Source organism: Paraburkholderia sp. GAS32, assembly GCF_050434225.1.
Classification (GTDB): Bacteria; Pseudomonadota; Gammaproteobacteria; order Burkholderiales; family Burkholderiaceae; genus Paraburkholderia; species Paraburkholderia madseniana.
This window is the reverse complement of record NZ_JBNPVS010000081.1, coordinates 1-23,304: the sequence shown is the minus strand read 5'-3', so window position 1 is coordinate 23,304 and position 23,304 is coordinate 1. Positions and strand designations below refer to the sequence as shown.

At 59.2% G+C, this 23,304-nt stretch carries 22 protein-coding genes and 2 pseudogenes; 10 read left to right on the top strand and 14 right to left on the bottom strand.

Annotated elements, in window-relative coordinates; genetic code table 11:
* Nucleotides 1-57: 57 nt before the first annotated feature.
* Together P3T25_RS46485 and P3T25_RS46480 are read right to left on the bottom strand one after the other, a co-directional pair.
* Nucleotides 58-1,416: pseudogene (locus P3T25_RS46485) on the bottom strand (amidase family protein).
* A gap of 123 nt (nucleotides 1,417-1,539) precedes the next feature.
* Complete coding sequence (locus tag P3T25_RS46480; protein ID WP_429364331.1) at nucleotides 1,540-1,794, bottom strand: hypothetical protein; 255 nt, start codon at nucleotides 1,792-1,794, stop codon at nucleotides 1,540-1,542.
* Between the two features lie 388 nt (nucleotides 1,795-2,182).
* Between P3T25_RS46480 and P3T25_RS46475 the strand changes: the two genes are divergently transcribed.
* Entirely contained in the window at nucleotides 2,183-3,313 is a 1,131-nt protein-coding gene (locus P3T25_RS46475; RefSeq protein WP_429364329.1) for a PLP-dependent aminotransferase family protein, read from the top strand.
* A 372-nt stretch (nucleotides 3,314-3,685) separates the two neighbouring features.
* Here P3T25_RS46475 and P3T25_RS46470 read toward each other — a convergent pair whose 3' ends face one another.
* The 7 genes from P3T25_RS46470 to P3T25_RS46440 all read right to left on the bottom strand — a co-directional run bounded on the left by P3T25_RS46470 (nucleotide 3,686) and on the right by P3T25_RS46440 (nucleotide 12,180).
* Entirely contained in the window at nucleotides 3,686-4,861 is a 1,176-nt protein-coding gene (locus tag P3T25_RS46470) for a porin (RefSeq protein WP_429364327.1), read from the bottom strand.
* Nucleotides 4,862-5,077: 216 nt separating this feature from the next.
* Complete coding sequence (locus P3T25_RS46465; protein WP_429364325.1) at nucleotides 5,078-6,313, bottom strand: dienelactone hydrolase family protein; 1,236 nt, start codon at nucleotides 6,311-6,313, stop codon at nucleotides 5,078-5,080.
* Between the two features lie 11 nt (nucleotides 6,314-6,324).
* Nucleotides 6,325-7,029 carry an SDR family NAD(P)-dependent oxidoreductase gene (locus P3T25_RS46460; protein WP_429364323.1) on the bottom strand — a complete coding sequence of 235 codons (705 nt, stop codon included), beginning with the start codon at nucleotides 7,027-7,029 and terminating at the stop codon, nucleotides 6,325-6,327.
* Nucleotides 7,030-7,050: 21 nt separating this feature from the next.
* Complete coding sequence (locus P3T25_RS46455) at nucleotides 7,051-8,175, bottom strand: cupin (RefSeq protein ID WP_429364322.1); 1,125 nt, start codon at nucleotides 8,173-8,175, stop codon at nucleotides 7,051-7,053.
* A gap of 124 nt (nucleotides 8,176-8,299) precedes the next feature.
* Nucleotides 8,300-9,448, bottom strand: coding sequence for an aminotransferase class V-fold PLP-dependent enzyme (locus tag P3T25_RS46450; protein WP_429364320.1), 1,149 nt, complete (start codon nucleotides 9,446-9,448; stop codon nucleotides 8,300-8,302).
* Between the two features lie 10 nt (nucleotides 9,449-9,458).
* Nucleotides 9,459-10,751 carry an MFS transporter gene (locus tag P3T25_RS46445; RefSeq protein ID WP_429364318.1) on the bottom strand — a complete coding sequence of 431 codons (1,293 nt, stop codon included), beginning with the start codon at nucleotides 10,749-10,751 and terminating at the stop codon, nucleotides 9,459-9,461.
* Nucleotides 10,752-10,791: 40 nt separating this feature from the next.
* A complete protein-coding gene (locus tag P3T25_RS46440; RefSeq protein ID WP_429364316.1) occupies nucleotides 10,792-12,180 on the bottom strand; it encodes a M20 family metallopeptidase in 1,389 nt (462 codons plus the stop codon).
* Between the two features lie 120 nt (nucleotides 12,181-12,300).
* Here P3T25_RS46440 and P3T25_RS46435 point away from each other — a divergent pair, with 120 nt between their 5' ends.
* Nucleotides 12,301-13,227 (top strand): LysR family transcriptional regulator, encoded by a 927-nt coding sequence (locus tag P3T25_RS46435; protein ID WP_429364314.1) that lies wholly within the window; start codon nucleotides 12,301-12,303, stop codon nucleotides 13,225-13,227.
* Nucleotides 13,228-13,497: 270 nt separating this feature from the next.
* Entirely contained in the window at nucleotides 13,498-13,857 is a 360-nt protein-coding gene (locus P3T25_RS46430) for a TetR/AcrR family transcriptional regulator C-terminal domain-containing protein (RefSeq protein WP_429364312.1), read from the top strand.
* Between the two features lie 76 nt (nucleotides 13,858-13,933).
* On the opposite strand, the pseudogene P3T25_RS46425 reads toward P3T25_RS46430, so the two are convergent.
* Nucleotides 13,934-14,572, bottom strand: a pseudogene (locus P3T25_RS46425) (DUF2242 domain-containing protein); the annotation flags it as partial.
* A gap of 988 nt (nucleotides 14,573-15,560) precedes the next feature.
* Between P3T25_RS46425 and P3T25_RS46420 the strand changes: the two are divergent.
* The 4 genes from P3T25_RS46420 (at nucleotide 15,561) to P3T25_RS46405 (ending at nucleotide 17,614) form a co-directional block, all read left to right on the top strand.
* Nucleotides 15,561-15,836 (top strand): CopG family ribbon-helix-helix protein, encoded by a 276-nt coding sequence (locus P3T25_RS46420; RefSeq protein ID WP_408313081.1) that lies wholly within the window; start codon nucleotides 15,561-15,563, stop codon nucleotides 15,834-15,836.
* Nucleotides 15,833-16,156: a type II toxin-antitoxin system RelE/ParE family toxin gene (locus tag P3T25_RS46415; RefSeq protein WP_429364309.1), complete on the top strand. Its 324-nt coding sequence runs from the start codon at nucleotides 15,833-15,835 to the stop codon at nucleotides 16,154-16,156. The genes P3T25_RS46420 and P3T25_RS46415 overlap by 4 nt, the downstream gene beginning before the upstream one ends.
* An 877-nt stretch (nucleotides 16,157-17,033) precedes the next feature.
* On the top strand, nucleotides 17,034-17,318 hold the full coding sequence (locus P3T25_RS46410; RefSeq protein ID WP_408183045.1) for a CopG family ribbon-helix-helix protein: 285 nt from the start codon (nucleotides 17,034-17,036) through the stop codon (nucleotides 17,316-17,318).
* Nucleotides 17,306-17,614 carry a type II toxin-antitoxin system RelE/ParE family toxin gene (locus P3T25_RS46405; protein ID WP_266261048.1) on the top strand — a complete coding sequence of 103 codons (309 nt, stop codon included), beginning with the start codon at nucleotides 17,306-17,308 and terminating at the stop codon, nucleotides 17,612-17,614. The genes P3T25_RS46410 and P3T25_RS46405 overlap by 13 nt, the downstream gene beginning before the upstream one ends.
* A 636-nt stretch (nucleotides 17,615-18,250) precedes the next feature.
* Here P3T25_RS46405 and P3T25_RS46400 read toward each other — a convergent pair.
* Nucleotides 18,251-18,448, bottom strand: coding sequence for a DUF1488 family protein (locus P3T25_RS46400; protein ID WP_429364307.1), 198 nt, complete (start codon nucleotides 18,446-18,448; stop codon nucleotides 18,251-18,253).
* 826 nt (nucleotides 18,449-19,274) lie between these two features.
* The gene (locus P3T25_RS46395; protein WP_429364305.1) at nucleotides 19,275-19,580 is read right to left on the bottom strand and encodes a hypothetical protein; all 306 of its coding nucleotides are present in this window, start codon (nucleotides 19,578-19,580) and stop codon (nucleotides 19,275-19,277) included.
* Nucleotides 19,581-20,310: 730 nt separating this feature from the next.
* Here P3T25_RS46395 and P3T25_RS46390 point away from each other — a divergent pair.
* Nucleotides 20,311-20,895, top strand: a complete 585-nt coding sequence (locus P3T25_RS46390) for a DUF7713 domain-containing protein (RefSeq protein ID WP_429364303.1) — start codon at nucleotides 20,311-20,313, stop codon at nucleotides 20,893-20,895.
* Nucleotides 20,896-21,034: 139 nt separating this feature from the next.
* Here the strand turns inward: P3T25_RS46390 and P3T25_RS46385 are convergent, their stop codons facing one another.
* Both P3T25_RS46385 and P3T25_RS46380 read right to left on the bottom strand, forming a co-directional pair.
* On the bottom strand, nucleotides 21,035-21,334 hold the full coding sequence (locus P3T25_RS46385) for a type II toxin-antitoxin system RelE/ParE family toxin (protein WP_429364301.1): 300 nt from the start codon (nucleotides 21,332-21,334) through the stop codon (nucleotides 21,035-21,037).
* The gene (locus P3T25_RS46380) at nucleotides 21,331-21,606 is read right to left on the bottom strand and encodes a YlcI/YnfO family protein (RefSeq protein WP_172177869.1); all 276 of its coding nucleotides are present in this window, start codon (nucleotides 21,604-21,606) and stop codon (nucleotides 21,331-21,333) included. Before P3T25_RS46380 ends, P3T25_RS46385 begins: the two co-directional genes overlap by 4 nt.
* 245 nt (nucleotides 21,607-21,851) lie before the next feature.
* Here P3T25_RS46380 and P3T25_RS46375 point away from each other — a divergent pair, with 245 nt between their 5' ends.
* Both P3T25_RS46375 and P3T25_RS46370 read left to right on the top strand, forming a co-directional pair.
* The gene (locus P3T25_RS46375; protein WP_429364298.1) at nucleotides 21,852-22,133 is read left to right on the top strand and encodes a type II toxin-antitoxin system CcdA family antitoxin; all 282 of its coding nucleotides are present in this window, start codon (nucleotides 21,852-21,854) and stop codon (nucleotides 22,131-22,133) included.
* Nucleotides 22,133-22,456 (top strand): CcdB family protein, encoded by a 324-nt coding sequence (locus tag P3T25_RS46370; protein WP_429364296.1) that lies wholly within the window; start codon nucleotides 22,133-22,135, stop codon nucleotides 22,454-22,456. Before P3T25_RS46375 ends, P3T25_RS46370 begins: the two co-directional genes overlap by 1 nt.
* The last annotated feature ends 848 nt before the right edge of the window (nucleotides 22,457-23,304 follow it).

Genomic DNA, 23,304 nt, shown 5'->3' with positions numbered 1-23,304 from the left:
AGCTGAGGCAAACTACTACCGGCAATTCAGCAATACCATCGCTGTGCCGGCATCAACTTAAACCAACCAGCCTCCACGATTCTCGGGGCGGTTCATTCCGACTGGTAGACCACTCTCACTGAACCCCGCAGGGACTGAACACGCAGGTTGCTGACTGAGATTGATTGGGAACGTGAAACCCATCCACTCGATCGCCTGTTTAAAAGATGAATTGAGAGGAACATCACGTCCTGCATCGAAAGGCAGTACGGGGGTTGTGGGGGATATAACAAAATCGAACGATTCAAGCTGTGCGTCCATCCAAGCACCAAACATCGCTCTCGCTACTTGCGCTTGACTGAATGCCGTCCCCGACGTTTGCTCGCCGGCCTTCGCGATTTGGTGAAATCCGAGTTCAAGTTCAGGCACTCGGCTCTCTGGAAGCGATTTGACCAAGGCGGCCGCACCGGCATACCAGAGCGTCCTGAAGATGTGAAGCAAATCGAAGTCGGCGCGCATTTCGAAGGGCTCGACGTTGACGCCAGCTGCTTCCAGGTCGCTTACTGCGCGACTAACGACCGACAATACTTCAGCTTCCGACGCCCCGCATGCAGGCGCGTCCCAGAACCCGATCCGCAGCCCACGCAGCGAAAACGACTTGCGTCGATGGAATGCCTTCGAATCAGGTGCTTGGGTCCAGTCCCGGAGGTCACGGCAGATCATCGATTCCATCATGAAAGCGACGTCAGAAACCTACCGGGCGATGGGTCCAACGTGAGAGATCGTTCCGTATTTACTGACCGGGTAGACAGGGACCCGACCAAACGTCGGCTTTACACCCACCGTGCCAGTGAAGGACGCGGGAATGCGATTTGAACCGCCGCCATCAGTGCCGATATGAAGGACGCCGGCTCCGGTCAGCGCGGCCACCGCAGCTCCCCCGGATGACCCACCAGGCGTCAACCTGCAGTTCCATGGGTTCAAGGTGACACCGGTCAGCGGACTGTCTGTCACGCCTTTCCACCCGAATTCAGGAGTCGCTGTCAGGCCGAATACAACTGCCCCATCGCGACGTAATGCAGCAACAGAAGGCGCATCGGAATCCGACACTTTATTCTCCGTCGCGCGGCTTCCCCAGCGGCTTACGAGCCCTTCCACCATCAATACGTCCTTTACAGTGGCCGGAACGCCATCGAGCTTCGATCGAGCGGTGCCGCTTCGCCAGCGCGCTTCAGCTTTCCGTGCCTCGAGAAGAGCGCTATCCCCATTGATGAGCGTGAAAGCGTTGAAGCGGCTATTGATTTTGTGAGCGTGCTCGATAGTCGCCTTCAAAACTTCGACCGGCGACAGACTACCGTTCGCATAATGTTTAGAAAGAGTATCGGCGCCTAGCCGACAAATCTCTGGAGCATCCAGCAACGGTTTTTGAAATCTCACGTCTCATCCTTGTCTCGTTTGTTCAACAGTCGTCCGCTGCACCTTCGTCACATCTGCATCCGGAAACGGCCCACCAAATTCCACGTGATCCGGAAGATGCTGAGCGGAGCACCGTCGAAACGCTTACTGGAGATCCAGCGTTGAGATCATCTGCTGCAGGTTCTTGCGTGCGTCTTCGGGCAAAGGTCGGATCGGGAGGGGGAGGCTCGGTGCTTTTGTGAATTCCAACATCTGCGCAGCTGCGGCAACTACGCGAAGACTTCCGAACTGACGGAACATGGCCCAAATACCTTCGAGCCGATGCGATTCCGAATCAGCGCGATTTGCGTTCTTTTCCTGCGCGGCCCTGGTGATGGCCAGGCAGGTGCGGGGGAACAAGCCTCCGATTTCAGTACCGCTTTGCGTGTATGACAACCCGGGTACCACTCACTTCGAATTCACGGATGAACTGCACGGCCGCATCGCGAGCCTGCCGAACGTGGCATCGATAAAAATCCCCGGCGTGCCGAGCGATCTTGGTGAAGCTGTCGCACGGGTGAATCGGCTTCGTGCCCTGATCCCGTCGAACGTGTCGATTGGTGTGAGTGGGGACGCATTTGGCGCCACAGGATTGAACGCTGGCTGCGACGCATGGTACTCGGTAAGGGTGCGCGTAACCCGCTCGTAAAGCTTGAACACCTCGTCCTGCGTGAGTTTCTGGTACGACACCGGAGCCAGAAGCACGGCGGCAGCACCTGCGGACTGTGCGTCCTCGGCAAGCAGAAGGATGTCACGCGTGCGCAACGCGCCGATACCCAAGGGAGACGTGGCGCTCGACGATACGTGGCGGCGGATTAGCAACAGGGTGCGAGCTACACAAGCGGCCGCTCCAACAACATATGGAGACCCTGCGGGCCTCAGTTCTTTGAGAGAGGCGGTCGCTGACTACGTTCGAAGATCTCGCGCAGTCACGTGTACAGCGGCTAACGTCATTATCACAAGCGGCACGCAGCAGGGGCTCTATCTTTCTTCCCGCGTCTTGTTGGGAGTAGGAGATGTCGCGTGGACAGAGAATCCCTCATATCCTGGCCTCACTGCGGTGCTCGCGGATTCCCAGGCGACATTGTTTAGATTGCCGGTAGACAATAGCGGCATGAACCTCGCGCACGGCATCAGCAAGTTTCCGCCTGCGAAAGCCGTATTCGTCACTCCGTCGCACCAGTACCCTCTTGGGATGCCTCTAAGCATGCCGCGACGAGCGGCGTTGTTGACATGGGCGCGCGAGAACGATGCTTGGGTCGTTGAAGACGATTACGACAGTGAGTTGCGTTACGCGGGGCATCCATTTCCCTCCATGCAAGGTCTGGATCCTGCACGCGTTATTTACCTTGGAACTTACAGTAAAGTACTCGCCCCGTCGCTCAGGCTCGGTTACGCAATCGTTCCTGACCCGCTAATTGAAGCGTTTGCCGGCGCTCGAGCGCTTATGGACCGGCACTCACCGATCGCAGACCAGCACGTCATTGCGGCCTTCATGAGAGACGGCTACTTCGAGACGCACATACGCCGCATACGGCGAATCTATGCTCAGCGTCGGGCCACTTTGCTCGACGAACTGACCAGACAGATACCGATGATAGAAGTGCAGCCAAGCGACCAAGGCATGCACATCGTCGCCTGGCTGCCAGAAGGCACTGACGACTGCAAGATTGCTGATATGGCGTACAACGCTGGAATCGCCGTTAGAGCAATCACTCCGATGTACGAAGGTTCCGCGCCGCGGCCCGGCCTGATGCTTGGATTTGGAGGGTTTTCTGAGGCGCAGATACGCGAAGGAGTTGCAAGTCTGAAAGCAATCATCGACTGCATCAACAGTACTGACGCTCCCGGCAGAGGCGATCAGAGGCCCAATGAATGACGTCGCCCCAATGGGCGAGGTATGGGAACCAACGTCAACTGCAAAAGCGAGCGTCCCAAGGGACGCGGAATACGGCCCGAAGAGGTTGATCCTTCGAAAGCCACATGTAATCTTGCGATCGTAGGGACATCATACTTGGAGAGCGCGCAAGCGAGTTCATTCTCGGCGATAGATTCGACCTCGGCCGACAAGGGACTTTCGTCGGCTCCCGGGTGTCGCCGCGACTGGAGACGCATACGGTTGGCCGAGCCGCCCCCCTTCGAGTGCATAAGAGACGCTCGGGGCCATGTGGACTTTGGTCTTACATCATGCGTGCAGATCCTATCGAAGCAAACCCCAGCTTCGCGCGGGGTTCCACGCTGCAGCGATGCTTTAGAATTTGTGCCGTATTCCCAACTGCACGAATGTTTGTCGATCCGACGACGACGCCGTCAGCGCATTCAACGTGGCACGCGCAGCGTGTCCGGTCGAGTCGGTTCCGCTCGCGAACTGCGTGCTGCTGATTACATAGACATCGGTGCGCTTCGATAGATAATAATCGAGCGATAAAGAGAAGTTGTTGTAGTGTGAACTGCCGATGCTTTCCACGCCCGATCCGCGCGTATAGCTATAGACCAACTCACTCAACAGAGCAGGTGTCCAGTAATACGTGACATTGACTTCGGCGATATCGAACTTCGCGGTGCCCGAAAGCCGCAGCGGATTCGATCCGGATGACGTGTCGCCGAGATCTTTGAATTGCACATTGCTATAGACCAGACCGATGGTCGCTGGCCCGATGGTGTACCGTCCAGCAGCCGCAATGGCCTGATACGTATGCGCCGATGCATAACCGCTAAACACAGGGCTGGACGTCATGTTATTGACGTTCGTGCCCGCGACGTTCGTCGGCGTACTCGTGAAGAACGACTGGTTCGGGTTGCGCACGTTCATATATGCTGCGCCCGCCGAGAAGTTGCCGTAGTCATAGCCGATGCCCGTCGACCAGATCTGATTGCGCGAGAAGTCGCCCGCTTGTCCGCCAAATCCATATACGCCACCGAACGTGAAGCCGCCCAGGTTGGGGCTCGCGTACTTCACCGAGCTGTTGACGCGCTTGCTGTTGTTGAGGTTGTCGAGATCGCCCGGATGCGCCGTCGTGCCGCCGCCATAGTTCGACGAGTTCATGCGCGTCTCGACGAAAGTCACGAGCGAATCGTACTGACGTCCGAGCGTGACCGTGCCGTATGTGTTGCTCGACAGGCCCACGTATGCCTGCCGCCCGAACAGTGTTCCGCCCTGTAGCGCTGTGCCCTTGCCAAGATCGAAGCCGTTTTCGAGCTGGAAGATCGCCGACATCCCGTCACCGAGATCCTCTACACCCTTAAAGCCCCACCGCGAACCCTGCATGATGCCACTCGCGCCGCTATACAGCCGTCCGCCGCCCGCGTTGCTCTGATAGTTAACGCCATAGTCGACGAGTCCATACAACGTGACCGAACCGGCATGGGCCTGGCCGATGCTGCAAAGGGCAAGAAGGGCAGCGCACGATATTGTCTGTGTGTTCATTGGCATACCGAAGTTGAGGTGGTTGAGGGCTTGTGCCGGTTCGCGTATAGCATTGTCTACTCCGCGATGCAACAGTACAGAGTCGCAATGATTCTTGTATTCGTAATCTATCAACGTTGGTTTGCGAGAAGCGCAAAGCTTGCGATTTGTTTGCTCACGGCTGAAATGAAAAGCGCGCTGCCTTCGCAGGCAGCGCGCTCTTACGAAGCTGCAGATTCAGATCGGCTTGCCTTCGCTGGACTCCCAATTGCGCATTAACGTGTTGGTCGGCAAGGTCTCGTCGATCATTTTCTTCGCGGTCTGAATACCCGCGACAGGCAACCCTTTTGGATCAAGCACGTCGATCTGCACGAGTACGGATGCCTGATCCCAGTAAATATGCTCGTTGTAAAGCTTGTCGCCGCGAAAGCACACGACCGCGAGCATCGGCACCTCAAAGTATTTGCCGGTCGGTTCGAGACCGGGAAGCAGCCAGTCGATTTCGCGGTCATGCGTCGCGCAGAACACGAACTCGTCGACGATGCGATCCGCGCCAATCGTCCGCGAGATCGGTATGAGCCTCGTGTCCTCGGGATTCGCGTTGAGAAAGTGATAGCGATAGAAGCGCTTGAGCTCGTCGTGGCCAACGCCGCCCGTCATCGTCGGGACATGGTTGACGTAGGGCTCGGCGACCATCGTCGGCATCACGGCATCGACGTCGCGCGTCGCGAACTCGTAGTAGCAGTGACGTTCCCACAGGGTGTTCAGATCGTGGATCGGCCCGAGCGTGTTACGCAGTAATGCAACCGTGCGCGAATACGCCATCGTCGCGGCGGGCTTGTCGTAGTGCGGGCGTTCGGGCGTTGCGAACGCGTGATCGCAATCGGAATAGACATGCGCTTCGATGCGCGGATTCTTCGCGAAGGCTTCGAGCAGGCGCTCGCGTGTCGGCGGCGGACAGAATGCATCGTTGCCGCCGAAATGGAAGAGCATCGGGCATCTTATCGACGGCACTTCGTCGATATACGCGTCGAGGCCGACGCCGTAATAGCTCGTCGCGCAATCGAGATCGAGGCGGGCGGCGGCGAGCATCGCCAGCTTTCCGCCGAGGCAGTAACCGATCGCGCCGACCTTGCCGGCCTGCATCGGCAAGGCGCGCAATGCGGCGAGCGTCGAGCCGATGTCGTGTATCGCCAGGTCGATATCGAGCGCCTCGTTATAGCATAACGCCTCGTTGAAGTCCGCCTCGCCGGAGCCGAGTTCGACGTTGGGCTTCATGCGCCAGAAGAGGTCGGGTACGAGCACGACGTAACCTTCTTCCGCGAAGCGGTCGGCCATCGCGCGCATATACGCGTTGATGCCGAAGATTTCCTGCAAGAGCACGAGGCCGGGGCCAGAGCCTTGCGCGGGCGCAGCGTGATATGCACGAAAGCGCTTGCCGTCGTGACTGTCGATGTCGAGGTATGAACCCAAAGTCGTCTCCATTAAAGAAGCTGGGCTTGCGTAGCGGCGCGATCGAGCGCGAGACCTTCGGCAAGCTGCTGGGCCATCGCGCCGATATAAATTTCGCTTGCGCTGCCCGTCAATGCGTCGAGCGCGGCGTCGGCGGTGTCGGCGGGCGAGAGCTTCGGGCCGTCGAAGTCGCGGCTCATGTCGGTATCGATTGCGCCGGGCATTGCTGCATAGACGCGCACGCGATGCGGCGCGAGTTCCGCGCGCAGCGATTCGGTGAGACGCAACGCCGCCGCCTTCGATGCGCACAGCGAACCCATCGCGGGCAGGCTCGTGCGTGCGAGTATCGACAAGACGTTGATCATCGCGCCGTGCGAAGAGATTAGCGCGGGCGCAAAGGCCCGCGCCATTCGCAGCGTGCCGAAGTAGTTCACATCCATTTCGGCGCGCGCATCATCGATCGCATCGGGCGCGAGAAAGCCCGTATGACGATTCACGCCCGCGTTGTTGACGAGAAGCGTCGTATCGGCGGCAAGGCGCGCGGCGCCATGCACGCTGGCTTCGTCGGTGACATCGAGCGGGACGGGAACGATTCGGGCATCGCGGAGTTCGACATCGCCCGCACGCGACGCGGCATACACCTTGCCTGCGCCGCGTGCGAGCAGGCGCGCGACGAACTGCGCGCCCAGCCCGCCATTTGCGCCCGATACAAAAGCAACTGTATGGCTGTCGATCATGAGCGTGATGAGTAAGAGAGATTATGCGAGCGAGAAGTCCGCGGGCAACGTCACCTCAAGCAGTTCGAGATCCCCGCTGCATTGCGTGAACGTATAAGCAAGCTTGCCGGGAATCGCGATGCTGTCGTCGGCGGCGAGTTGCCAGCGCTGCTCGTTCGCGGAGACTTCCACGTTGCCAGCGAGCACGAAGAAGAAGCAGAATTCCGTGTCGTGCATGCGCACGGCGGCTTGTCCATCGGCAACGGGGCGCACGACGCGCACGCCCGCGAGCCCCTTGGTTGCCTGACCAATGCGCGTATCGGTCACGATGAAGCCCGGCGATTTCCACGGCGTCCACGTCGCATTCTTCGCGATATGACGCACGAAGGTTTGTCCGTTGAAATCGTGCGCGGAATCGTAGAGCGATGTCGGCAAACTCATGTCGTGATCGGCCATCGTGATGTGCTCGGCCGGACTGCCCAACTCGATCACTTCCGCGCCCGCCGAACTCTCCAGCACGCGATGCCGAATCTCCGGCGGCTGCAACACGCAGTCGCCGGCTTCGAGCAGGAACGGCTCGCCTTGTCCTTCGTACGCGAGGCGGACCCATCCCTTGCGGCAGAAGATTGTCTGAAAGCGGATCTTGTGATAGTGCACGTAGTCCGGCACCGGGCCGCCATCGAGAATGCGGATATGCGAGGCGATGAACGCGCCCCCATGACGCTCGGGCAACAGATCGCGATAACGCATGCCCGCGCGGCCCACGCTCCAGTGCGCATTGTCGCCTGCATGCGCGAGAACGAGTTGTTGTCGCGTCTCGGGCAGATGCATCGGCGGATTCGCATGCACGAGGCGCACGGTCACGCCGTTCGGTGCGACGAGTTCTCGCGTTTCTCCCGGCGTTTGCGCGGGATCGTTGCACAGTACTTGCAGCGTTTGCAGTCCGTCTTTGACGTCGAGGCCGAGCTTGATCTTGAAACTGTCGCGCGAGAGGATCGCGGTGCGCGGGCCATCGGCGGGGAAGATGGCATCGAGCCGGAACCCCAGGCGCGCAATGAAGAATTGCATCGTCTCGGGCAGGTCGGTGCAGCTCATCGGAATGAGGAAGCCTTGCACGCCTTCGATTGCGGCGTCGCTGAGGATGGATGCGGAAACAGTCGAGTTCATGATGATTCGCGTAGGTGATGAAAGGGGCACGGCAGGGCGCATTGCACAGCGCTTGCCGGCGGCCCCGTCAGCACGCACGCGATGCCGCTGCGTCGCGGCGCGCGTGAGCGAATGGCACCGGACTTCATTTCGGCAGACCTTGCGCGAGCCGTTCGAGCCCCACGCGCGTCGTGGAGATGCCCGGCGAGAAGCGCAGCGTGCGGCTTCTCGAATCGACGAACACGCCCGATTCCTTCAGTTGCACGACGATCTTCGCGGCATCGAGATGCGCGGGCGCTTCTGCCATGATGCTGCCGCCGCGTTCGTCGTCGTTGTGTGGCGAGAGCAGGCGATAGCCCTTGTCGTCCATCATCGCAATGAGTTCATGAGCGAGCGCGAGATTGTGCAAACGAACGCTTCCCGCGGGCTGCGATCGCATCCATGACATGCCCGGCTGCGATGCAATGAAAGGCAGAATCGATGGCGTGCCGGTATCGAAGCGGCGTGCATCTGATGCATACGTGAATGCGTCGATGTCCCAGTTGAACGGATCTTCCTGACTGAACCAGCCCCGCACGGCAGGCGTCGCACGGCCATCGAGGAACGCCTTTGGCGCGATATAGCCTAAACCCGTGCCCGGCGCGCCGCACAGCCATTTGAGCGTCGAGCCGCAGACGAAATCGAAGGGCGTGTCAGTGAGATCGAAGGGCAAGATGCCGATGCCTTGCGTCACATCGAGCGCGACGAGGCTGCCGCGACGACGCGCCTGCGCGCACATCGCGTCGAGATTCACGCGCTTGGACGTCAGCGACGACACCCATGTGACGAGCGCGAGCGAGACGTCATCCGTCCACGCTTCGATGAAGTCCTCATCGCGCACATACGCTTCGCCTTCGCGCACGCGCACCGTGCGTAATTCGAAGCCGCGTCGCGCGGAAAGGCCCGAAAGCAGGAAGTGCAGGCTCGGGAAGCAATCTGCTGCAACGAGCACTGTGCGGTTGCGCAACGTCTCGTCGTCGAGTGCGTCAAGATAGCGCGCGAAGGCGTCGGTGACGTTCTGCGCGCCGAAGACACCGGCATCGCGTGCGCCGATGAGCGCGGCCCAGTCGCCCAGAAGTCGTGCGCGTGCAGCGAGCGCCTCGTCCCAGCGCGCGTCGTCGGGCGCGCACCAGATATCGGCGAAAGCGGCGAGCGCATCGCGCATCGCTTCACGATGCCCCGAATAAACGCCGACCGAGTGGTACATGAGCCAGCCGTCGAAGCCGGCGGCCTGATTGCGAATGTCTTGGGTCATGTCGATGAACTCAGATGTATTTCACGAGCTTGATGTGATAGACCGCGATGCAAGCGAGGCTCAACACGGCGCACGCCATCAGGTAGAACGCGGGAGACAGCGGGTTGTGAGTGGCGCCGATCATCGCGGTGACGAGCCAGGGCGTGAATCCGCCGAACACCATCACGCCGATGTTGTAGCTGAAGCCGAGGCCCGTGCTGCGCAGTGAAGTCGGAAAGAGCGACGAGAGCACGGCGGCGAGCGGACCGAAGTAGATCGCCTTCAATACGCCGGCCAGCACCATGATCGCCATGAGCATCGGGAGCGACGGGCTCGAGAACAACCATGCGAAGCAAGGATAGATCGTCGCGAACGTAATGAACGCGGAGATCACCATCATCCGGCTGCGTCCGAATTTGTCGGCCAGGTGGCCCATCAGCGGTGTGAAAAGCATGAGGATCGTGCCGGTGACGACGGTTGCCGCGAAGCCCGTCGAGGCAGGTAGATGCAATTGCTTCACTGCGTACGTCGGCATGTAGAGGATCATCAGATAGCTTGCCGCCGTCGACACGGCCATGATCCCCGCGGCGAGAAGAATACGGCCCTTGTTGTGCGCGAGCAGGTCCCGTACGGGGGCGCTTCTATGCGTGCTTTGCGTGGAAGCGGGTAGCGTATCGTCGATATGCTTGCGGATATACAGGCCAACCGGTGCGACGAGCAAGCCAAAGATGAACGGCGTGCGCCAGCCCCACGATTCGATCTGCGCGGGCGTGAGCATCGTGCTCAACGCAAGACCCCCGCACGATGCAAGCACGGTGCTCATGCCTTGACTGGAGAACTGCCAGCTTCCGAGAAACGCTTTGCGCTTGCTTTTCTGCTCGATCATCAAGGCAGTTCCGCTGCCAAACTCGCCGCCCGTCGAGAACGAGATGATGATGCGCGCCGTCATCAGGCCGATGGGCGCAGCAAGGCCGATGGCGGCATACGTCGGAATCAACGCGCAAATGAGCGTGCCTACAGTGGTCAACGCAAGCGAAGCAAGCAATGCGGCCTTGCGCCCGCGTCGATCCGCATAGCGCCCGAGCATGAGCGCGCCGAGCGGACGGAACACATAAGAAAGACCGAACGTGCCGAAGGTCATCAGCAATGAAACGGTTTCGTCGTGAGAGGGAAAGAAGAGCTTCGACAGCGTGACCGCGAAGAAGCCGTAAGCCGCGAAATCGAACCACTCCAGGGCATTGCCGATACTCGTTGCGACGATGAGGCGGCGCAACGGCGTGGCGTTCTGCGGCCGCGTGCGATCCTCGATGACAGTCGAATCCATGATGTGTGCTCCGTGCAAGAGGTCGAACTTCGAAATGGAGTTATCGACGCGCGGGAACGTCAGGCTCGCCCAGGTCCCAGAAAACGCCGGTCATCAGTTGCAAGGCTTCGCGCATGACCGGTGCGAGCACGTGCTCGTCCGGCGCGTGCTGACGGCAGCCGGGGTACGAATGCGGAATCCAGATCGTCGCGAGGTCGAGCGTATTGGCAAAGCATTCGTTGGGAATGGTCCCGCCGAGGTTCGGCAAAAGCGTCACGTTCTTGCCAGTCGATGCTTCGATCGAACGCTCGGCGAACGCGACCCACGGATCGTTCGGATCGAGACGCGTCGCCGCGCCCGAGGCTTCGATTGTCACTTCGATGTTGTCGAAGCCTTCGCGCGCCAGATGCGCGGTGATGAGTTCCTTCGCGCGCAGCCAGTCCGTGCCGACGACGAAGCGCAACTGGCACACCGCTTCAGCGGCACGCGGAATCGCGCTGACAGGGTTCGCGATATTACCCGCATTCATCGCCAGCACTTCGAGCGTGTTCCACGCGAACACGCGTTCGGCCGGCGTGAGTCCGGGTTCACCCCAATGCGACGAAAGTGGCGGATCGCCCTCATCGGCGCCCACTTCGAGGTACGCGACGCGTTCGCGCACATGCGGCGGAATTGGCGGCGGAAGCAGACCGTTGATGCGAATGCGCCCCTGACCATCGACGAGGCTCGCGAGCGCATTTGCGAGCACGGTCGCGGGGTTGGCGAGCACGCCGCCCCAGTTGCCCGAGTGACGCGCGCCTGCCGGATTCGTCACGTGCAGACGGAAGTGCAATGCGCCACGCGAGCCGAGGAAGATCGTCGGCGATAGTGCGCGTTGACGCGGGCCATCGGATGCGATCAGCAAGTCGGCGCGCAGGCGTTCACGCAACGATTCGCACATCGCGTTCAGGCCCGGCGAGCCGACTTCCTCACCCATCTCGAAGATGATTTTGGCGTTGAAGCCGAGTTCGCCGCGTTCGGCAAACACCGCTGCGAGCGCGGCGAGATTGATCGAATGCTGTGCCTTGTTGTCCGCGATGCCGCGTCCATACCAGCGTTCGCCTTCGACGCGCACCTCCCACGGCGTGCGTTCGTTGGTCCAGTTCGAGGCCATGCCGTCGATGACATCGCCGTGTCCATAAAGCAGCACCGTCGGACGATCCTGCGATTCGATGCGCTCGCCGATCAGGAACGGCGGCATACCCGCTACAGGGTTTTCCATGATCTCGCAGACGAAACCGATCTTCACGAGTGACTGTTCAATCTCTTCGCTGAGGTACCGGTGCAGGAGCGGGGATGCGTCGGGCCGCTGGCTTTCCGTAGCGAGGGCCACGCGTCGGCTCAGCGTGGCAAGGAAGTCGCCGCTTTCGAAATGCGAGCGGGCGAGGGACAGGGCGCTTTTTCGGGACATGATGTTTGTACGTGATTCGGCTTGAGACCAGATTAGCCCGGTTGCCGTGTTTGTGTATTCGCAATCAAACAAGGTACATTTGCATATAATTCAAACCTTCCGGAATGCTGGTTACGTGCCATGCGCAAACTGCTTGAGCCGTCGCTCTACTATTTTTCAGTGGTGGCACAAGCCGGATCCCTGACTTCGGCGACGGAAAAGCTCGGCCTGACGGTGTCCGCCTTAAGCCGGCATATCGCAAAGCTCGAAGGTGACCTCGGCGTGCCGTTGTTTGAGCGTCATGCGCGAGGAATGGTGTTGTCGCATGCAGGACGGCTCTTGCTGCGTCATGCGCAGCGCACCCTTGCGGATGCGCAATCCGTCTTCGAGGAAATTCAGGGCGACGAGCGCCGGCGTTCGCGCACGTTGACGATCGCTTGTACTGAGGGTTTCGCGTTCGACTTTTTGCCGGTGTCGTTGGCGGGGTTCTGCAGCAAGCATCCCGATGTGGCGTTACTGCTCGAGGTGGTGCCGTCGGATCGTGCGAGCCAGATGCTGCTGTCGGGGGAAGCGTCGATTGCGCTCGCATTCAGCTTCAAACCTGAGCCAGGCGTGGTCGTGCAGTTCACGCAGCGCGCGCCGGTGATGGCGTTGATGCATCTTGAGCATCCGCTCGCGACGCGATCGAAAATTGCGCTGAAGGAGCTCACCGCGTATCCCGTGCTGCTGCAGGACAAGGGGACAACAAATCGGCAATTATTCGACATCGCGTGCAATGTCGAAAGCATCGAGATTGTGCCGACGATGACGAGCCGATACGTGGCCGCGCTTTACCGCTTTGCGCAGGTCGTGCCGAACGCGATCATGCCATCGGGGTATGTGTCTGTCGCGAAAAGGCTGGCGGCCGATCAGCTGACCGCTATTCCGTTCGATAATCCCTTGTTGACACAGCGGCGGTTGCAGGTCATGACCCTTGCCGGGAGGCAACTGGATGAGCTTGCTGAAGAGTGCTTGAGGTGGTTAATTGAGGATTTGACGCGGACGTCGTTCAAAACTCTTAAGCGCTGACGGCTCCTCGAAGAGACCATCGGCAGACGTGCATCAGCTGCAAAACACGACATCTGTATCTTGCTGAAACACGACATTTACATAAAGCCGCTACACCAAAAGGGTTGATAATTTCTTTTATGTGAATGAGTGGCGCGTCACACCGCCTGCCTCATGATTTGACATAGCAAACGTTAGCAGTACACATTGATAAGTCGTCCGCCTGCAAACTGGCGGTCGTGAACAATGGCGCGTTACGGTGGATTGCCCAGCTGAGCGACTGGGTGCCCGATGCGAATCCGCTCCGAGCGCGCTCGAGAACGTGGGGCTCCACCAGGAGGACGTCGGCACATGGCCGGGAGATGGTTCGAACTACACAGCTTGCTTCTGATCAAAGCGCATCGACAAACAGGGCAGACCGAGCGGCACGGAGCCCGTTTTCGGACTATCTGCGCGCGGCGGTGGCCTAACGGGACGCTGCAGCTCGATGACGTGGTTCTCGCGACCGGGCAATTCCTGCACCCGATGCTGCGCGGGATCCGTACGCGGCTGCTTTGCGCCACGCAACGGCGCCCCGGCGTGTCCGAGCGCGGCAACATCGCACGTCAGGCTGTTCGCATCTTCGTCGCTGGATGCAGGGCGGGAAAGTGAGCGGACGAAACGTGGCTTGAGGACAGGTTCGAGCGCCCGGTACCGTCGACGCTTACTTGCCGCTCGTCGCCTTCTCCGGATCACTGCCTGTCAGGGCTGCTCCGATTGGCGGCACAGCGTCGTTCATCGATGGCAGCGCCTCCTTTGGCGCTGCAGCGGTGGCAACAGCGGCAGGCTGGGCGGAGTCGGCCTTCAGGTAGTGATCGACTAGCAAGAAGAAACGCTGATAGAAAACGCCAGCAGGAATCGTCTCGCTCGCAACCTTCACCATCGAGTCATCGCTCGAGCCGATCGGCAGCGACAGCGATCCGAATACGCTCAGACCGACGCTCGCCGACGTGTTGCTCTTCTTCAGCGCATAGCGATCCTGCACCGCATTCACGTACGCGGTGCTGCTGGTGCTTTTGGGGTCGTCGGTTGTGCAGACCACATGGATTTCGATCACCGCGTGCGAATCGCTGGTAGGCTGGAAATTTTTCGAGCCATCGACCGAATCGGGCCTCGTCGAACTGGCGATATATCCCTGGCTGAGCAACGCACGGCGGGCCGCTTCACAAGCGGGTTCCGCCTTCGCGCCGAACCTGTGCATATAGGGGCTATCGCCTGCGTCGAACTGTTCTTGCTGGTAAAGCGGCTTCGGCGTCGAGCACGCAGACAGTGCGCTCGCTAGCGCAAGCACGAAAGCCGCGGAGGAAAAGCGGAACTGAGTATGCATGGCTGAATACGATGGATCGGCTTGAGCGGAGCAGGGGGTCTGATGCCAGAAAGTCAGGACGCCCAATGCTCTTGCGCGGCATGAGAGGGACACATCATGCGGCCGATCCGAAAGTGAATGGGCCGCGCCATTATAATTTTATTTCCCTACAACAACCTTCGACGTTGTCGTGAGCGCAGGTCCGTCACGTGTACGGCGGATGTGGCAAGCCAATACGAGGGGACGCATGATGCGGATCATACGATCGAGAAAAGGGCACCGTGCCTTTCTGTGCGAGACGTGGACTGAAGCGGATGCGCGACCGAAGGCCACGCGTGTCCCTCGGCGCCCATCGTGCGCCAGGCAGGTGGGACGCGCCCGACAAGTAGGTGGGCGCAGCGGGTCAATCACGCGCCCGTCAATGCGCAAAGCGCGACTTAAGCGGACAAATCCCAGTTTTTTAGTAGTGCATATTGGATAGGTTCGCTGCTTGCCCCAAACTGGACAGCAAGCCATCGACAACGGCGGGTTAAGTCCATGACCGACATGATTTCGCGGATCGTCCTGGTCCAGACTGGGGCAGCAGTTCTGTTCCCTGACGCTGATACAAGCCAGCGGGAACCACCGCTAACGCATAGCGCCGAGTTTGGAACCGTCGACGCTGAACGCGCGGCGAGAAAAAATATATACAGCTCGCGAACCGGGAGCAGGGTCTTTCGCTGATAGGCCCGGGCCGTCGAGTACGACTTGTCACCATGAAAAATAGGGCGGGATGCTGAAGCCGTTGCATCAGAAGTTAAGAGGGCGGAATTGACCGCGCGTGGGCCAGACGGCTGAGCATTTTCAGGTCCACGTTGACACACGCCGGCGGATGGTCCACGTGGCCACAAAAGATCTCCGATACCCTTGCGACAGCGTTTGCGGGAAGACGCAGGCCTTCAGGCGATTCGCCACAGTCAATCTATTGTTTTACAATAGAAACTATTGGAAACTCATAATTGGGGTATCAATGACCGCAACAGCGACAACCCGGACCCTGACTGCGCAGGTACCCGTGGCGTTGGCCGAGGAGGTTGACGCCCTGGCCGAGCAGATCGAACGCCCGAAGCAATGGATCATTAAGAAGGCCTTGATCGCGTATTTGGCGCGTGAAAAGGAAAAGCGACGTCTGATCCAGGAGGGCCTGGACGACGTTGACGCGGGCCGTGTGGTTTCGATGGAGCAAGCCGAAGGGTGGGCGGATAGCATCGGGACGCAAAACGAACGGCCGGTGCCGCGCGCATGACCGTGCCTGTTGAACTGACCAGCAAGGCCATGTCCGACCTCGGTCAAATCGCTGACCACGTCAAGCTTTACAACGACGTCGCAGTGGCGCGAAGGGTAGTTAAGGCACTGTTGGCCGAAGCGAAGAAGCTGGGTGAGGACCACCACCATCGGCTCGGGGAAGAACTGGACGGGTACGACGGCCCGCCGCCCCGCGAGGTTCACAAGTGGGTGTGCCTGGGCGGGCGATACGAAATCCATCTCGAAATCAAACCCGCCTACGCCGATCCCCCGACCACAATCTTCGTGCTCCGGGTATGGGACACGAGGCAGGACCGCTGACCAACGGGCATGACAAAGCGGGGCATTTGCCCGCTTGCGCGGTGCATGACCGGGGCAAGTTGCCTTGCACCCGCTCATGCGGGCGTGGCCACACTTCGCACATATTAGTGAGGACCCGGGCCCGAGACGATGCCACTGAATGGCCTGGGGCCCGTAAGATCGGCGCTGGTGAGCATGCCGACACTTGCGGCGTGGCGTTCATCAGCCCCCCAAAGAAAACGCCCGCGCTATTTACGCAGGCGTTTCCGTGGCCCCGCTACCGCGCCCCAATGAACGATTTCTCGTCCGTTTCTGCTTCAGGGGCCGGCTTCCGCGCGGCTCCCTTTTAGTATAGGACGCGCAGCGGGATATCCAAGTGGGCGAAACTGGCCTTCACGAACCGCTCCGTTCCGTTCCGCAGTTGGACCGTCGTTGGTTCGCATAATTTTGTTCCCGCGCGTGGCCTGTCGAATTGCGGCTGACAGAAACATCGCGAACAAGTTTGCTTCAGGAGGTTTTGCAGAAAGTTGTTCGTCAGACCAACATTTGAGGCGATTTTGCGGCTTTTCCGGAAGGCCCTAAATGCAACGCCGAGTTGAATACTGATGAAAGCGCCTGCTGAGGTTGCTGGCGCAATGCGGGAGAAGGTAGGCCTTTGGCATCACGCGGTGCTTGGTTCAGGTCTGGATGCCAGGAACAAAATTCTGCAAAAAACGGGAACAGTTTTATGCAAAACAGCGGTCGAAATAGCTTGACGCCATCTCCAGCGTCCGACTTTACATAACATAATTTGCCCCCAATTATTTAGTGTTTCAGTCGCTTGGGCTGTGCCACCTATACACAGCTAACCATGAAAAGCGTATGATGTAGCACAGTTGTGACACATTTGGAGATTCCCATGTCCACTACCACTCTCCGGTTGCCACCAGAACTACGCGATCGGGTGTCAAAACTTGCCGAAGAATCGGGCACAACGGCGCACGGCTTCATGTTAGAGGCGATTATCGAGCGAGTCGCCAGTGAAGAGTTGCGGCACGAATTTCTCAAGGAAGGAAACGACCGTCTTGCAAACATGCTGGAGAACGGCTTAGGAGTTGAGTGGGCTGACATGCGCGACTATCTGAGCGAAAAAGCTGCTGGGCGAGACCCGGGAATACCGAAGGTCAAGCGATGGCGCGAATAGTTCTGGCACCTGAAGTCCGCGAAGATTTCGACCGGATTTTTGACTTTCTTTTTGAATACGCGCCGGAGAGCGCCGCAAAACGCATTGACGATATCGTTCGTGCGCTAGACATCCTCCAGTCAAGTCCGCAGATTGGACGACCTGTTCGAGGCGCCAGCGCAATGCGTGAACTGGTCATCTCAAATGGAGCTCATGGCTATCTTGCGTTGTATCGCTTCATAGCCGAGTTGGACGTTGTGCTGGTGGCTGCCATCCGCAGCCAGAGGGAGTTGAGGTATCAGCGCACCGGCCGCTGATGGACGGAGGGAAATCCCGCGCCAGCTGCCGTGCCTCCGTTGAACGGCGCGTTTTCGCCAGTGGGTATGGCACAGTAGAAAGCTTGATTTGACATAATGTTAATTATCAACACTTCTGGTATGTTTTGAAGTGTTGCGCTTTTCGGGCATCCGGCGACGGCCGCTCAAGGCTTCCAGACGGATTCTGCGCAACGGAAACAGCCACGCATGCGACGCAACGGTTCCTGCTGGTTTTTCCCTGCAAAACATCACTCAGGCGTCGATAAACGCTGACCTTGGCCATTCCCTCTGTCGCGCAACGCCGCCTCACAGGTGCCAAGAATCAACACAACTGGTATGTTTGGGACTGTTGCGTTTTTCGGGCATCCGGCGACGGTAGCTCAAGGCTTCCAGCCGGATTCTGCGCAACAGAAAGCATAAGTTTTGACGCGCAACGGTGAGTCGCCAATTTTCTCTTTGAAGACAACTCGAAACCCTGACAAACGCTGTCGTCCGGACTTGCCAATGGCACGCAACACCATCCCATAGATACCAAGAATCAACAGAACTGGTGCAATCGTGCTTTTATTTCCAGGTGCGGTCAAACCCCGACCGTCCTCTGCATTCTGACCGACCACGGGCGTAAGCCGGTCGCACCTAACGTTTTGTAGCTAAATCGCTACTCGAAAGTCGAACCGGCTGATCTGGGTGCGTCAGCGATTTCCTTTCCGCGATCGCCGCGATGCGCTTCTGGCCATCAGCGAACGTCTTGAGCGTGCGACGTGCATCCGCTCCCGGCGGCAGCCAGAAATGATCTTCGAGCGCCTGGCGTGTGATTACACATTCACACCACACATCCGACCGGATTGCCGGAACGCGACTTCGTCCCGATCTGACGATACGCCGGGCGCGAAATCAGAAACGTCCATGCCACACCTCGAGAGTTCATCGGCGAACTTTTGACTGTCCTGCCTGTGTCCGAATTTACCAGAACGCGCATCCGGGCGATGGTCTGCGCAGAGCGCGGGTTTCGGCGCACGCGGATGCTGGAGATTTGGGCCGCCCGGCCGCCTGGAGGCCCGGTTTTGACGTGTGTGGCGGATAATAGCGCGTTTGACTGTTAGTTGCGTTTTTGAGTTTCACAGGTGACCGGGGACGGTGAGACATTACGGGAGCCCGAGGCGAATTTCTGCCAGGGACGTCTCGAATCGAAATCCCCGGGCATTCCTTCTGGGTCCGGGCGACCATGCCGAGACCGGAAGCTGCCGCGCATGTGGGGCCCGCGTTGAATGTCCCCGTGGGGAACTTCCGATGACGACAATCGCGACCCGATCCGTGACACGCTAATGAAACCCGCGTCGCGGCCGGCGCTGACCGGGTTGTGTCAGGAGTGAGGCGCCGACCGCTCGACAGCGAAGACAACCTGCCCGGGTGTGCGTGTCGTCGGGCACGGGGTAATTGGCCGAAGTCAGTGACCAAGTCCTGCATACGACCCGCCACTGCCCTACCCGCCTGACGCTCACAGACGGCCATAGTTCGGCCAACGAAGCCGCCGTTCGATCGCCGTGATTTTAACGCTCGCGAGGGTCGGCTTACGTGACCACCGATCTGATCGCGGTCGCCCCATCTCCTACACTTAAGAACCGAAAACTGGATGCCAGTGCAGCCTTTGAGGAGCCGCCTACAGGCGCCGACACAGTCGGTGGCCCAATGCGGTCTGATCTATGACGCGCGCCAAGGCGCGTGACGGAAACCATTGGCCTCCCTGTGCAATGAATCGGGAGGTTGCGTCGACGACCGTCTGGTTGTTGCCATCATCGAATACGGCAATGACAGGTGCGACGGCCAACTCCACGAGGGCAAATTGCTGTTTTTCGAATCTGCTCAGGTCGATGCGGCCTTCAGCATCGAAGGTGAGAATGGAAAACGCGTTCCGAACGACGCGCACCGGGTTTCTGGCCACAAGCTCGACCACGACGCTGGCCATTCGCACTCGTTGCCCCGCAAAAGCGGGCAGACAGTGGCTTGCCGTATCTCGCAGCATCCGAACCGGGTGCTTGACAGCCGCCAGAGGGTATCGTCACGAGCGATCAGAAACGTTCGGCAAGAAAAACCCATGGTTCCTCCCCTTGCATTAACGGTGATGATCGCCACGCTCGGCGAGATTCTCCAACGCGCCCTGCCAGCAGGAGATACGCCCATGTACCTTAAGGGTCTCTCTGGGGCGGGAGTGAGCGTTCGACTTTTCTGATCACGGACCTTCGCCGGCACACATTTGATAGCAGCACGAACGCCGACTATGTTGGCCTCGAGACGACGCGCTGGGCAGAATCGGCGCGCGAAAATCCGTCAGCTAATTGCAAAACCGACCGTCGAATGTCAGCGTGAAAGCTCAGACCAACGCCGCAACTGGCCCAGACTGGGTCAAAACGTGTACCGCTGCCGTTCAGTGAAGACGTCGACCCGCCAAAACGCTCTGTACCGGCGTCGTGGCACTTCGGGAAGCATAAAGTCTGGGCCGCACCCAGCCGTTCCCACTCCGACCGTTGATCGCTGCCGCGACATTTCGACATTTGACCGTGGCAGAAAGTGCACCTTTTCGATTTAGCGCTGACATTTGATCAGTTCTAGTCCCATTGCGTTCGCACAGTACGACCGACGCACATGCGACAATCACGCAACGTCCCGCCCGGGCGATTACACGTGATGGTGCAGTGATGACTGAGCAAACCTGCTTCCGTTGCGGCGCGAGAACGGCTCCGTACGATATCGTCAATGCCGCGTCATCAGACGGCATCTACCGCCCGGTCTGTAGTCGGTGTTTCAACGAGGACATGGCGCAGTGGGCGGACATTGTCGGTTTCGAACATCCGCAGTTCACGCCCGTTCGTCTGCTCGACGCGGAAGGCGACTCGCACGAATTCCACTTCCGCAGCCTTCTGCTTGGGGACAAGATTTCGCTTGAAGCGTTCGAACTTGCGGGCAACGACGAATCAGAAGGATACCGCTTCCAGATCCTCGACGAATCGCAATCGGCCCCCTTCGTCCTGCTCGGAAAGCTTGTGCAGAAGATCATGCGTGCATTGTCAGTGAAACACCTGCACGAGGACGCTAGCGGCCTACAGGTCGCTGGCACAATGGTAAGAGGCCGAGTCGAGTGGGATGGAGTTAAAGACGGCCGCATGCCCTGTGTCGTCATCGACGGCAAGCGTGTGGAATGGAACGATTTCGGCGCAATCCTGATGGCCTTCGAAGGATGGCAGTTCACGCTCGAACTGCTCGATCCGAGCGACGAGGCGTGATTCCGGAGATACTGTCCAGCCCAACTCTGCAGACGGACCCCAACCGGGATGTCCGTCGCTCACAGTGTCCGACGGTTCGCCGCTCGATCGCTGTCCTTGACTGGTTGTTGAATGATGCAACGGGCTAGCAGGCGGTTGCCTAGTGATAGTCATCCTCGCGCTGGTGCCGGACAGCGAGGATGCTCACCGTACTCGCGTCCTCAACCTCAAACAGAACAACATATCCTGCCGAGCCAAATGGCACGATCAGTTCGCGCAGAAAGGGGTTGTGTTCATCCGCCTTCCTGCACGTGAAAGGGAATTGTTCCAGAACTTCGGCAGATTTTCGCAACGCCTCCAGCGCGCGCCCCGCGGCCGCTATATCGCGGTCCAGCAGATATCTGTAAAGGCGCAGCACGTCACGACGGGCGCCGGCGGTATAGCGGACACGGTACGTCAATGGTCTTTTCCTGCCGTCCTTGCCGCCTGTAGCATGCTCGCCAGTTCCGCATGCACATCGTCAGCGTCGAAGTACTCACCCGTGCGATGGGCTTCGTCGCGCGCGGCCAGCCCCCGTGCAACGAATTCCCGCTGGAGCCGGCGCTTCGCAATACTTTCGCGAAGCGATGCCTCCATGAACGAGGACAAACTCTCGTTCTCGTTAAGCACTTCTTCTGCAGCCTTGCGCAGCTCCGGCTCTACACGCAGCGCAGGGATCGTTGCAGTCTTCATGGGAACCTCACTGTATTGCATTTGCGATACATTTTACCAGCTTACGGGGAGGCGTGCGCAACGCAAGCCGGAGGGTCGTTGACAAGACGCAGTGTCGACCTGCTTTCTTTTAAGCGGTACGCAAAAAGTGATCAGTCTTTATGGAAAATCGTATGTTGGGATGGCGTCAAGCTGTTTCGACCGCCGCTCCCCCTACGCACGGATGTGCGATACTATGCGCATGTTTATGCGCATAGGAGTTGCACATGATTTCCGCACAAATTCGGCAGTCTGGCGAACCGGCCATATCTCAACCGGCGCGGAAATCTACGCGCAAACCCACCAACGTGTCGTTGCCAACCGACCTGCTGGATCGCGCGAAACAGCTGGACGTCAACATCTCGCGCGCAAGCGAACGGGGTCTGCGCGAGGAAGTTCACGAGGCTGAAGCGCGCGCGTGGGCGGCCCAACACGCGGACTTCATTGCCGAGCTGAACGCACGCATCGAGCACGACGGCCTGCCGCTTGACGAACACCGGATGTTCTGATGGCCCGTTTTGATCTGTACAACAACCCTTCATCCAGATCCAGGGCGAAGTCGCCTTACCTCCTCGATGTGCAGAGCGATCATCTGGGCAGTCTGATCTCGCGGGTCGTTATTCCGCTGACACGCGTGGCTGGCAATTACACATCCGGAAAAGTCGCACAGGATCTGGCGCCGATCATCGAGGTCGGTGGCGAAATGTTCATACTGGAAACGCCATTCCTCGGCGCGATCAGAATCAGTGAGCTTGGTCCTGCGACCGGAACGCTCAAATCCGAACAGAGCCGGGTTCTGGCCGCACTCGACCGGCTATTCGGCGCTTACTGATCAACCGCGGCCGGAAATTACGCTTGGTCATGCCAACCGCGCGCATCAACGGCCGGAATGGGGCCGACGATCACCCGTCGCGTTCGGCCGTAGTCGACCCACTGCCGCCGGTAGCGCGGTCCGCCGTCGAAGTGCAGCTAACCGAGTGGTCCGGTCATCCAAGCCGGAATCTCGGGGACGGCAGTTCGGCCATTGCCGACGTTCAGGCAACGACGTCTGTGAGGCAGCTTCAGGGCACCTTCCTGCCGTTTGCACATCGATGGCAGCGAATGTCAGGCCCCTGTGTCAGCCAACGTGTGGTTTCCACGCTGTGTGGACCATCGAGTTTCCACATAGCTGTCTTTAACGCTGCGCCAATTTTTGGCAGTAGCTAGCGTAAATAGCCGTCCGACGATTCTTTTGCCGTGAACTCCAGACCTATCGACTAAACCTGGTCGTTGATGGCAGCCAAGAACTCGATCACCTTCGTCCATACCCGGATGAGCTGTTGAGACCGGGTCGAAAATGTTTGAGGCCTGATACAGGCAAACCTAATCCGAGTGCTCCGGCTGCAGCGGATTGAGTTCGAACAACAAGTTGGCGTTGCACATGCGGCAACAGTAACGTTGCAAGCGAAAGGAACGACGGCTGAGCGGGCGCAGCCGCGTCGGCCCTTGGACAATCCGCAGCCCTTCGTGTGCCTTGACTGTCTCTTCGAGTTGCGTACTTTCGCAGGAAATGGATATCAGAGCGGCGCCAAAAGGAGAACCGACGATAGCACCGCGTTCGGCGACGTATAGCGAGTCAGTAGTCGAAGAAAAGACCCGCATGGCGTCGGGCTAAATCCATATCGGAAGGAGACATGGAGG